We start from the raw sequence: 12,036 nt of genomic DNA, 5'->3' as shown, positions 1-12,036 counted from the left end.
GACTGTCGCCGAGTTACTGCACCGGTTCGGCCGAGCGGTCCGAGAACCACCGACTCCGAACGACGTACGCCACGAGGACGACCGCGGTGGCAACGCCGATGATCGAGTACACGTCGACCTCGGTGAGCGACCGGGCGGCCTCGCCGAGATAGACCGCGAGCAGCGCTTCGATGGTGTACCGACCGCCGCGGCCGAGCACCGACGCCGCCAGATACGTCCGGAGGTCGAGGTCGAACACGCCGGACCCGATAGAGAGCAGTTCGTACCCCTCGGGAATCGGCGCGAACGCCCCGAACGCGACCGTCACGAACCCGGAGCGCTCGAAGTATCGCTCGACCTTGTGAACCCGCTCGCCGGCGAACCGCGAGTCCAGCGCGCGCCGGCCCCCCTTCTTGCCCATGAGGAAGCCGACCAGCCCCGCCGACACCGACCCGACGGTCGCGACGGCCGCGTACAGGAGCGCGAACTCGGGGTTCGCCGCCGACAGCGGGACGAGCACCAAGTCCGGCGGGACGGGTAGCAAGAAAAATTCCAGGAACGCCACGAGCAGCAGCCCCGGCGCGCCGAGCGAGGCGAAAAACGCGGTCGATAGTTCGACAGTCTCCAGTACGTCTAGCATCGTCGTCTCTACGCAGCCGCTACTGTCAGTAATAATTATCGCTGTTCGTGAACACCGACTCCGCGAGCGGGAGGCTGCGAAACGAAGAGTCGCCGCGGGTGCAAAGCGGCGGGTTCGGTGGTGGCTCGCGGGTCGCGTCAGGTCGGCTGGTTCGCGAGTCGCGTCAGGCTATCGGCTATCGGCTGTCGGCTACCGGGTCAGTCGAGGGCTTCGGCCATCTTCTCGATAGGGTGCGGCGGGCGGGACTCGCCGGGTCTGTCGCCGAGTTGGGAGCGACACGACGCGCCGGGTGCCGTGACGACGTCGCCGGGGCTCTCGTCGACCTGACCGAACAGGATTTCGCCGATACCCTTCGAGAGTTCGTAGTGCTCTTCTTCGTAGCCGAACGACCCGGCCATCCCGCAACAACTGGAGTCGAGCGGGTCGACGGCGTAACCGGAGCGACGCAGGACGCCCACCGCGTGGTGGTCCTTGTTCGTCGCCTTCTGGTTGCAGTGGCCGTGGTACGTCAACGTCTCGGCGGGAGCGTCGAAGTCGAGGTGGTCGTCGGCGCGCACGACGTCGAGGTACTCCATGATGCCGTAGGCCGACCCCGAGACGAGTTCGACGCCCGTCCCGTCGAGGAGGTCGAGGTACTCGTCTTGGAACATCACCGCGTCCGAGGGCTCGACGAAGACGACGCTCCAACCGTCGTCCACGTAGGGGCGAAGCCGCCCGACGTTGTGCTGCGCTCGGTCGCGGGCCGTGTCGAGCATCCCCATCGAGAACGCGGCGCGGCCGCTCGCTTCGAGGTCGCTCGGAATCCGTACGTGGACGTTCGCGGCTTCGAGGACCTCCACGGCGGCCTTGCCGGGTTCGGGGTAGTTGTAGTTGGTGTAGGTGTCGGGGAACAGAAGCACCTTCCCTCGGGCGTCGGCGGGCGACACGGACGACCCACCCCGAGCCTCGAACCACTCCTCGAGCGACTCGCTGCTGAAGCTCGGAAGCTCGCGCTCGCTGGAGATACCGAGGACCTTCTCCATCACGAGGCGGCTTCCCGGAAGCTCCGCGGCGGCGTTCGAAAGCGGGGCGAGTTTGCTCCCGATTTTCGATAGGGTGTCGATGTTGCCGAACACCCGCGAGCGGAGGCTGGTGCCCTCCTTCTGGTGGTACTGGTGTTTCACCTCGGACTTCAGCTTCGCCATGTCGACGCCGGTCGGGCAGTCACTCTTACAGCCCTTACAGCCGACACAGAGGTCCAGCACCTCGGTCTGGAAGCGCTCGGAGTACAGTTCGTCCTCGGGGAGTTCGCCCGAGATGGCGGCCCGAAGCATGTTCGCGCGTCCGCGAGTCGTCTGGACTTCCTCCTTCGACGCGCGGTAAGTCGGGCACATGGTGTTCGAGTCGGTCTGCCGGCAGGTGCCACAGCCGTTACAGAGCTCGACGAGGTGCGAGAAGCCGCCCTCGTCGTCGAAGTCGATGGCGGTCTGGGGCTCGACAGACTGGTAGTCCGGGCCGTACCGGAGGTTCTCGCGCATGTCCGCGCCGACGCCGCGGTCGCTGTCCGGCCCCGGGTCCGAGGGACCGTCTCGGTAGACGACGTTCCCGGGGTTGAACATCCAGTCGGGGTCGAACGCCGTTTTCAGCTCCTTGAACGCGCCCCAGAGTTCGGGGCCGTACATCTTCGGGTTGAACTCGGTCCGGGCCATCCCGTCGCCGTGCTCGCCCGAGAAGGCACCGTGGTGTTCGACGACGAGGTCGGTCACGTCGTCGGTGATGGAGTGCATCTTCTCGATGCCCTCGTTCTCTTTGAGGTTCAGAATCGGGCGGATGTGGAGCGTTCCCGACCCAGCGTGGGCGAAGTACGCGGCCGACGTGCCGTGGTCCTCAAGGACTTCTTCGAACTTCTGGACGTACTCCGCCAGTTCCTCGGGTGGGACGGTCGCGTCCTCGATGAACGGGTACGGTTTCGGGTCGCCTTCGAGGCTCATCAACAGCGGAATCGCCGCCTTGCGGAGCTTCCACAGTCGACCCTGGCTCTCTTCGGAGTAGGCTTCGAGCACGTCGAACGCCGCGCCCGAGTCGACGAAGTGGGCGTTCGTGTCGGCGACCGCGGCTTCGAAGTCGTCGACGAGTTCGTCGTCCCACTCCAGCATCAGCGCCGCCTTCGCCCCCTCGGGGATGGGTTCGGCGTACTCGGCGTAGCCCTCCGACTCGCGGGCGAGTCGGAACACCTCGTCGTCCATGAGTTCGACGGCGCTGACGGGGAATTCGAGCGCCTCCGGAACGGCCTCCATCGCGTCCACGAGGTCGTCGAAGCAGTACAGCGCGAGCGCCGTCTCGTCCGGCTTGGTGACGAGCGAGACGGTCGCCTCGACGATGACGCCGAGGGTGCCCTCCGCACCGACGAACAGCTTCGAGAGGTTGATGACCTCCTCGCCGTCGTCGTTCTCGTAGATGACTTTCTGGAGGTTATACCCGGACACCGAGCGCTTGAGCGACGGATACTTGTTCTCTATTTCTGACTCGTGGTTCTCGACGAGTCCCCGAACCGTCCGGTAGATGTTCGCCTCCAGGTCGTCTTGGGCGAGGATGGATTCGTACTCGTCGCTGTCGAGGACGACCTCGCGGGTGTGTATCAGCGACCCGTCGGCCAGAATCACCTGCAATTCCTCGGTGTAGGCGTCGGTGATGCCGTAGCGGACCGAGTGCGCACCGGTCGAATTGTTGCCGATGCCGCCGCCGACGGTCGAGCGATTCGACGACGCGGGGTCCGGCGCGAACTTCAGTCCGTGCTCCGCGAGCGCGGCGTCGAGGTGGTCCTGGACGCACCCCGGTTGGACGGTCGCGCGCTTCGCTGACGGGTCGATATCGACGATATCGTCCATGTACTTCGTGAAGTCGATGACGACGCAGCCCCGTCCGACGGTCTGGCCGCCCAACGAGGAACCCGTTCCGCGTGGCAGAACGGGGACGCCGTGGCTCGTCGCGGTCTCGACGGCGGCGCGGACGTCGTCTACGTCCCTCGGCAAGACGACCCCCGCGGGTCGCGCCTGGTAGATACTGCCGTCGGTCGCGTACAGCACCTGCGCGTACTCGTCGAACTTCACCTCTCCGTCGACGCGGGAGCGTAACTCTGTCGCCAACGCCGAATACTCCGCGGCGTCCGGCCGGTCGAGGTCTAACGTCGTTGCCGATGTCTCTCTTCCCCGAGGGGAATCGAGCGTGTCTTCGACTGCCATCATCATTGATACACATACGCACGGATTAAATGCTCTGGTGTTGCGACACGTCTCCGCCCCCGAATAGCCCGTCACGACCGACGTGGGGATTTATATTCACGTCCTCGGTACGTAACGACATTCATGGTCAGGTCACCGAACTGGAATCAAACTGACGTGGCACGCGCTGTCCCGACAGCATCGGAAACGGAGGTCGACCAACTACTCGCGAGCCTCCAGCGGCTGACCGGTATCGGCGTGTGGTCGTACGACGTCTCGCGCGAGGAACTGTGGTGGAGCGACGAGGCAAAGCGGATACACGGCTTCGACGCGTCGGCGATGCCGACCGTCTCGGACGTCGTCGAACAGTACGCCGAAGGCGACCAAGACGAGGTGCTCGTCCGCCTCGCCGACGCAATCGAACACGGCGAGTCCTTCTCCGTCGACGTGCGGTACGCGAGCGAGCGGACGACCGAGCGGTCGATACGGCTGGCCTGCGAACCGCTGGTCGAAGACGGGCGGACGGTCGACCTCCACGGCGTCGTACAGGACGTCACCGACACCAAGCGTCAGGAACAGCGCATCGAGATTCTCCGACGGACGAGCCAGGAACTTCGGAACGCGAGTTCGAAGGCGGAAGTCGCCGAGATACTCGCCGACGCGGCGAAGAACGTCCTCGGCCTCGTCAACACGACCGTTCGGCTGGTCGACGAGAACCGGAGTATGCTCCAGACTATCGAGGCGACCGAAGAGTGTCTGGAACGCGCCGGCGACCGACCGAACTACTCGGTCAGCGAGGACACGCCGGCGGCACGGACGTACCGAACGGGCGAACCGGTCATCCACGCGAACCACGAACACACCGAAGACGACCACAGTCGAGGGGCTCTCCAGTCCGGGCTGTACGTCCCCATCGGAAGCCACGGCGTGCTCAGCGCCGGCGACGTCGTCGTCAACGCGTTCGAAGAACACGACCTCGAAGCCGCGAGTCTCCTCGGCCAGCTCGGCGCGGAGGCCATCACGCGCATCGGTTGGGTGAAACGGTCGCGGGCGATTTGACGCACACTGAACGCTCTCCTCGTCACGACGCTCGACGCTGCCAGAGGCGAACCGTGAGTTCGCGACGCTCTGTTTGTTCCCGGAGCAGTCGGATAGAAACATGTCCGAATTGACAGGGCTGGCTCGCCAGTTCAGGTGATTTACATTATGGCAACAGTTATCAACCATCAACATAATAGTTGAGGTATGATTGAGAACGTGACCGGGCGACGGCTCAAGACGACCCAAGCCTCGTTGGAGATTCTCAGCCTTATTCTCGAGCACGACGGTCTCACGCTCGCCGAACTGGACTCCATGGTCGACAGTTCGAAGAGCTCCATCTGCAGTCACCTCAACACGCTCTTGGAGAGCCGATACTTGGTCAAGCACGACGGCGTGTACCACGTCAGCTTCAGGGTGGCGCTGTTGGGCGAACGCGCACGACACCGCTATCCGAACGACGAGGTCGTCGAGCGGGTCGTCGACGAACTGGCTCGCGCGACCGACCAAGAGGCGAACTTCACGATTTTCGAACACGGTCGGCTGCTCATGTGTTACGGGTCGTCGACCGAGGAGGGGAGAGACGCGAACGGCACCCGGTATCGGTCGGAGTATCACCTGCACAACACGGCCGCGGGGAAAGCCATCCTCGCGGAACTGGACCGCGACGAGGTCGAGTCGATAATCGACTACTGGGGCCTGCCGCGGGAGTCGGAGGGCACGATTACGAACCCCGACCAACTGTTCGACGCGCTGGACGAAATCGCGACCAAGAAGTACGCCGTCGTCGACGAGGAGTTCGCGCCGAACCTCATCGCCATCGGTGCGCCGGTCCACGACGGTGACGGGCGCATCGTCGGCGGGCTCAGCGTCGGCGGACCGAAGTATCAGGTGGACATGACGCGACTCGAACGCGAGTTCGCCGACGAGCTACTGAACGCCGTCGAGTCGCTGGAATCGGCGCTCGCGTGACCGAGACCGTCTCGCGGGTCTCGCGGGTCTCGCAGGCCTCGCGATTACCGTAGCTTCGCTCGCGGTCGGGTCGGACTCGCGCGAAAAGGACAGACGCGGTTGGTTGGACTTGTCTGGGTGGCTGACTGACCGGGTGCGTTAGTCGTCTGTCCCGACTGCCATCGCGCGCTCGACGATGTCGGTGCCGTACATCTCTTCGAGTGCGTCGTGTTGGTCCGGGCGGTGCTCGTACACGTCCTGGAACAGGGCGACGGGCGTCATCGCGGCCTGATAGGTCGCCTCGTCCCACATGCGGTCCTTGGCGATGTCGACTTCGACGCCGTCGATGACGAGCGTCGTCGCTTGCGTCATCGCAATCGCGCCCTTGCCGGCTTCCTTGGCCGCCTCGAACTCCTCCATGGAGTCGACGATGTCGTCCATGCTCGGGACGTAGGTGGTCAGGTCGAGGAGCTCCTCGTGGAGTTCCTCGCCGTCGAGTTCCTGTTCTTCGCCGTCGACGCGGAGCACGTAGCTGTCGTCGCCGACCTGTTCGAGCGAGAGTTCGTCGCCGTCGTACACCTGGCGACCGTCCTCGTCGTCGAGTTCGATTTCGTCGTCGTCGAGTTCGAGGAGCCAACTGCCGCTCTTCGGCGGCAGGGGAGCCTCGTTGGCGGTGACGACCTGTCCGGGCGTGAGCGACCAGATGCCCGTCATCCCCATGGCGCGGTTCTCGGTCATGCGCTCGCGGTAGCCTTCGACGTCGCGGATGTCGTCGTAGGGGCCGTCGACAGCGATGCAGTTGGCGGCGCTCGCGCCGCGGGAGGTGTTGTGTCGCAGTTCGGCCCACGCCGGAAGCTCGCCGGTCGGCGTCATGGCGCGCATGTCCTTCGTGTAGTCGACCTGCCCGTCGACGAGGAGGAACAGCCGTTCGAGGTTGTTGGACGGCTTGCCCTTCTCCGCGCGGAGGTCGCTCATCGCGAGTTCGGCTTCACCGCTCTCGATGATGACCGACATCGACAGGCTTCCCTCTTCGAGGCCGTGTTCGTTCTCGATGATGGTGAAGAACTCGTCGGCCTTCTTCCAGTCGTCGAGGTCGCCGACCTCGGGGATGACGAAGCCGTCGATGTGCTCGACCGCACCGTTTTCGGGGTCGGTGATTTCGAGCATCTGCTTGAAGCCCTCGTAACGAGTCGAGGGGTCGTCGCGGTGCCACACGACGCGGGGGTGAATCTCGCCGGGGAAGTCGGCTCCGTGCTCGGAGACGACCTCGACGAGGTTCTGGACGCCCTCGGCCCGCATCGACGGCGCGGTGGCGTCTTCGTTGTCCGGAATCCAGGTGTCGGGGGCCTGCATCCCCCGCAGTTGTGCCGCGCTCTGCAACATCTTCGCCGAGTTCTCGCCGCCGACCGCGGTCGGCGAGGTGAAGAACGTACGTACGAACTCTCGTTCGTAGTTTCTGTCGCTACTCATATCGACAGTGGAAACGTCTCTTCCGAAACATATTAAATATTTAGACTCGCCCAATCGGAGGCTTGCGATTCGACGGTCGCCGGCGGTTTAGATATCGGAAGCCGTCTCGCCGACCGCGGTCGGCGAACGTCCCCACCGATGGAGAGACGCTCCGGATGTCACTAACTTACATTATGTAAACGACTGCAATGTCATGTGTTCACATTATACAGATATGTGGAATTAAATCGAGTTGTGTTACAGGTATAGCTCTGTAATTCTAGTCGGGTGTCACCCGCAACAACGCGTGCCGTTCGCATTATGTAAATGAGTTCGCCGCCTCTCGGTTCTCACGGCCCCCTCGATATCGGAAACTCACGAGCGTCGACCGTCGTCCGGCAGCGCCCCGAAGTCCTTCGGTGTTCGACTCGGTTCGATGAGTTCGGATGGATACCGTGGTCAATTATATCAGAAAGAAATGATAATATAGAAATTGGTATTTAGTTGGTGGCTCTCTTTTCACTTGTTATCTCCTGTTCTGTGGTTGAATATAACTTTTATCCGCGAAAATTTGTATTCTCTTGTCTATCCTGTTTAGAAATTCCAAGATTAGTGGAAATGTATGGATTCTACCGGCGGTGTTCCTGAGAGCCACATTCCCGACTTATACGCGGCTTAGGGCTGGTCTTGATAGAATCTGTATTAGCACGTTCCGCTCATCGACCGACAAAAATAAGTTAGTATCGAAAACATTCGATAGTACTTATTAACACTTGACAATTCTGAGTCACTGCAGTCGCGGCGTCCGCGCGTGGCTGTACCGACGTTCGGCCGCGGCCGGTCGGGGCCTCCGAACCGTCGGCTACCACTCGTACTCTCGGTGAACTCGGCGGGCCTCCTCGTTCAGTACCGGGCCGACTACCTCGGTGACGCCGTCGAGAATCGCCGCCGACCGGACGCCGGGATTCGACCCCGTGAACGCTCCGATTTCGTCGCCGCCGACGCCGTACACGACGCGCGCGAAGCCGGCGGTCGCCATCCCGCCGGCGCACATCGGGCAGGGCTCCGTGCTGGTGTACATCACCGTCTCCGCCCGCTCGTCGGGGTCGTACTCTCGGCACGCCCGATAGGCGAGCTGTAACTCGGGGTGCCGACGAATGTCGGACTCCGTCACGATGCGGTTCGAGTCGCGCATGACGACCTCGTCGTCGCGGACGAGGACGGAGCCGAACGGTTCGTCGCCGCGGGCGGCGGCCTCGCGGGCGAGTTCGAAACTCTCGCGCATGTGCGCCTCGTGGTCGAAGTCGTCGAGGTGAGTCGTCACGTCGCCTACGGTCTCCACGCCGAGCGGCTTAAATCGAACGACGGCCGCGCCCTCGCGCGGTTACTCGATCGCCGTCCGCCGGTTGCGCATCGCCCCGCCACAGTCCGGACAGCGAAGGGGGTTGTGTTCGGTGAGGACGATACCGCCGCACTCGAAGCATTCGTACGTTCCTTCCTCGCCGGGGGTGGATTCGACATCTCTCATGGTTCGCGAGCGCCGGTCGTGTCCCGGACGCTCTGCCCATGCGTAATCGGCGTACAAGGGAATATGAAGCAGTTACATACCAAACCAGTCGAAGGAACACCGGCTAGATAACGAACCTACCCGGACCTTCCGGAGACGGACCCGGAGTGCTCGTCGAACAGCGTCGCGAACAGTTTCCGCTGGACGGTCCGGACGTGTTTGTAGAACGCCGGCGGTGAGATGCCGAGCGTCGCGGCGACGTCTTCGCCCGTATTCTCCCTCGGCGATTCGAAGTAGCCGCTGTAGTAGGCCGTCTGAAGCACCTCGAGCTGTCGCTCTGTCAGCTTGTCGAGGAACCGCGAGAAGAGGTCGCGCTCGGTCGAGCGGTCGAGCGTCTGTTTGGTGCGGAGTTCGACGCCGGCGAACGCTTCGTCAACGAGGTGCGTGACGTTCCGAACGTCGATGCTCTCGGGGACGTCGACGACGAGCGTCGTCTCCTCGGGGGTCGCTCGCACCTCTCCGAGGACGGCACCGTGGTCCGCGAGCTCCGGTGCAAGAAACGGCTGCGTCAAGCGCAGGCGCAGGACGCCGGCGTCCCCGTCGGTGCTTATCCGTCGCACGTCGGCGACGGCGACCAGTTCGTCGGCCGCGGCCGCGACGGATTCGACCGCCCCGTCTTCGACGGTGACGAACACGTAGTTTCCTTCGGCGGACTGTTGGACCCCTCCGCGGTAGGTGAGCGTGCACCCCGTGTCGCGGGCGAGTCGCGAGAGGACGAACGTGGGGTCGTCGACGGCGAACCCGACGCGGGTGACGGCCGTGGTGAGCAGTGCGTTCTTTCGTTCGAGGGCGCTCAGCGCCGACGCGATGGTCTCGCCGAGCTCGGCCAAGACGGCGGTCGCCGTCTCGTCGAAGGCGTCGTGCGTCGTCGCGTACACGGTCAACACGCCGTGCGAGAGGTCGTTATAGACGAGCGGGATGCTGAGCACCGACAGGTAGTCTCGGGTGAGCGCGCCCTTCCGCCATGGTTCGTCCCGGAAACCGGACGCGACGTTGGGAACGGTGGTCACCTCTCCGGTCGCCGCCGTGCGTCCCGCCGGCTCGACCGACGACGCCGCGACTTCGAACGTAGTGCTGTCGAGATAGCCCCGCTCGTCGCCGGCCCACGCGCGGGGCTCGACGGTCTCGCCGATGGGGTCGACGGAGCCGACCCACGCGAACGCGAATCGGTCGGCGGCGGTCAGCAGCTCGCAGACGGTGTAGTCTATCTCCTCTCGCGTCTGGGCTCCGACGAGCGCTTGGTCGATTTCGCGGATGGTCTCGTTGATTCGGTTTAGCTCGGTGAGCCGGTCGTTCTGTCGCTGGAGCGTCCGGTCTTGTTCGCGGAGCCGGGATTCGCGCGTGACGCGGTCGAGCGCCGCCTCGGCGGTCACCGCGAGCAGGTCGGTCAGCTCCCGCGCCACCGCGTCGAAGGCTCCGACCTCGGTCGAGCCGGCGACGAACACGCCGTGGTCTCCGAGTGGGACGTACGCGACGCTCCGGAGGCCGGTCACGGAGTTCTCCAACCGGTCGGCCTCGTGCACGTCGTCGAAGTACAGCGGACTGTCCTCGACGAAACTGTGGCTCGGGAGCGTCTCCCCGTCCGCGGGAACTGTCGGGAGCGGGCCGTGGGCCTCCCGCATCGCCGGCGAGTATGCCGCCGGCCTGAGCGCGTTGGCGTCGGCGTCGAAGAGGTAGACGGCGCTGGCATCGAGCGCGAGCACGCCGGGCGTATCGTCGACGACGCGCTGGGCGATTTGTCGGTGAGTCCCCGTGTAGAGGAACTCGCGAGCCGTCTCGTGGAGCGTCGTCAGCGCGTCCTCGCGCTGCTTGCGCTTCGTGATATCGCGGCAACTGAAAAGCAGCGTCCCGTCCCGAATCGAGACCTCGCGGACGTTGACGAGGAGCGTGTGTTCGCGGCCGGCTTTGTCGGTCACCGTGCTCTCGATGTTTTTCAGGACGCCGCGCTCCGCGAGTTCGTCGCGGTCGAAGAGGTCCTCCCCCAGCAGTTCGTCGATGGGGACCCGTTCGCGCAACTCGTCTGCGGTGTAGCCGAAGATGAAGTGGACGTTCGGGCAGACGTAGGTGTAGGCCCCCGACTCGTCGGTGATGAGGACCGTATCGGTCATGTTGTTGAGCGTGACGCGGTGGAGTTCCTCGGAGCGGCGGAGGTCTCGTTCGAGGGACACCCGCGCTGTGATGTCGATACCCTCGACCACGACCGATGCGACCTCCCCGCGCTCGTCGGTCACGGGGCGGACCGATAGCTCGACGATGCGTCGCCTTCCGGCCTCCGACGGCTGTGGGACCACCGCGTTCCCGGCCGTCCCTTCGAGCGCGTCCTCGATGAGCCGTCGCACGTCGTCGCTCGTCGGGTCGTCTCCTTTCGACCACCACGGGAGTGACCAGAAGGCCCCGCCGACGAGCGGGTCGACCGGCGCGTCGAGGAGTTCCCGCGCCGTCCGGTTCGCCCGAGTCAACGACCCCTCCCCGTCGAGCACCCACGTCGCCGTCCGTTCGTCGTCGAACGTCGCGTCGAACTGCCTGGCGCGTTCGCGCTCGCCGGCCGTCTGTCGCGCCGACCGGAGCGCCCGTCCGGTCCGCGCGAGGAGTGTTTCGACGTCCGGCGAGTCGGCGTCAAGCGCGACGTAGTCAGTCGCGCCCGCACCGAGGACCTCGCTAGCGAGGACGTCGCTCCCGCCGTCCGTGGCGACGACCACGGGAAGGGTCGCGACCGCCGAGCGAACGTCTGTGAGGAGGTCGACGGCGGTCGCGTCCGCGAGGTCGGCGTCGACAACGACGCAGTCGACCTCGTCCGCTTCGACTGCGCGGAGTGCCGCCGCCTTCGTCTCGGCTTTCAGCACGGCGACGCCGGGTCGCGAATCGAGTCCCTCGGCGAACCGCGTCACCCAGTCGCTCTCGCCGACGACCAGCACGCTGCCAGAATCGGGGACACCGGCCATGGCTAGAGACCGAACCCCCGTTGACAAAGGCGTTCGCTATCTTACCATCGCAACTTCGAATAATTTGGGTAATTCAGATTTTCTAAGTTTGTCTGATTATGTGGGTGTGTTGAATATTTCGGATTCACCAGGAAATGTGGGTTCTCCCAACTACGCGGGTTGTTCGCGGTCGCGCTCTCCTGTGCACCACGCGGAGTAGCCGGGTAGCTCAAACAATGTGCGTTTCTCCGACTACCCAACTAATCCAGATAATTTAGACTGCTCACACGT

Annotated in this window: 8 protein-coding genes; 2 read left to right on the top strand and 6 right to left on the bottom strand. The window is 64.2% G+C overall.

Annotated features, from left to right (window positions below):
• Positions 1–13: 13 nt before the first annotated feature.
• A complete protein-coding gene (locus ABY42_RS16565) occupies positions 14–619 on the bottom strand; it encodes a YqaA family protein (RefSeq protein ID WP_004971785.1) in 606 nt (201 codons plus the stop codon).
• A gap of 197 nt (positions 620–816) precedes the next feature.
• Entirely contained in the window at positions 817–3,840 is a 3,024-nt protein-coding gene (locus tag ABY42_RS16560) for an FAD-binding and (Fe-S)-binding domain-containing protein (protein ID WP_050460172.1), read from the bottom strand.
• 156 nt (positions 3,841–3,996) lie between these two features.
• Here ABY42_RS16560 and ABY42_RS16555 point away from each other — a divergent pair, with 156 nt between their 5' ends.
• Both ABY42_RS16555 and ABY42_RS16550 read left to right on the top strand, forming a co-directional pair.
• Positions 3,997–4,878 (top strand): GAF domain-containing protein, encoded by an 882-nt coding sequence (locus tag ABY42_RS16555; protein WP_004971788.1) that lies wholly within the window; start codon positions 3,997–3,999, stop codon positions 4,876–4,878.
• 186 nt (positions 4,879–5,064) lie between these two features.
• Positions 5,065–5,829, top strand: a complete 765-nt coding sequence (locus ABY42_RS16550) for an IclR family transcriptional regulator (protein ID WP_050460171.1) — start codon at positions 5,065–5,067, stop codon at positions 5,827–5,829.
• Positions 5,830–5,967: 138 nt separating this feature from the next.
• Here the strand turns inward: ABY42_RS16550 and aceB are convergent, their stop codons facing one another.
• The 4 genes from aceB to ABY42_RS16535 all read right to left on the bottom strand — a co-directional run bounded on the left by aceB (position 5,968) and on the right by ABY42_RS16535 (position 11,766).
• On the bottom strand, positions 5,968–7,278 hold the full coding sequence (gene aceB / locus ABY42_RS16545) for a malate synthase AceB (RefSeq protein WP_004971793.1): 1,311 nt from the start codon (positions 7,276–7,278) through the stop codon (positions 5,968–5,970).
• Between the two features lie 841 nt (positions 7,279–8,119).
• Positions 8,120–8,542 (bottom strand): nucleoside deaminase, encoded by a 423-nt coding sequence (locus ABY42_RS16540; protein WP_050460225.1) that lies wholly within the window; start codon positions 8,540–8,542, stop codon positions 8,120–8,122.
• Positions 8,543–8,641: 99 nt separating this feature from the next.
• Positions 8,642–8,785, bottom strand: coding sequence for a rubrerythrin-like domain-containing protein (locus ABY42_RS19530; protein WP_004971811.1), 144 nt, complete (start codon positions 8,783–8,785; stop codon positions 8,642–8,644).
• 116 nt (positions 8,786–8,901) lie between these two features.
• Positions 8,902–11,766, bottom strand: coding sequence for a bacterio-opsin activator domain-containing protein (locus ABY42_RS16535; RefSeq protein WP_050460170.1), 2,865 nt, complete (start codon positions 11,764–11,766; stop codon positions 8,902–8,904).
• Positions 11,767–12,036 lie beyond the last annotated feature (270 nt).

The organism is Haloferax gibbonsii (assembly GCF_001190965.1).
Lineage (GTDB): Archaea > Halobacteriota > Halobacteria > Halobacteriales > Haloferacaceae > Haloferax > Haloferax gibbonsii.
The sequence above is the reverse complement of the archived record's forward strand: the minus strand, read 5'-3'. Positions and strand labels throughout refer to the sequence as shown.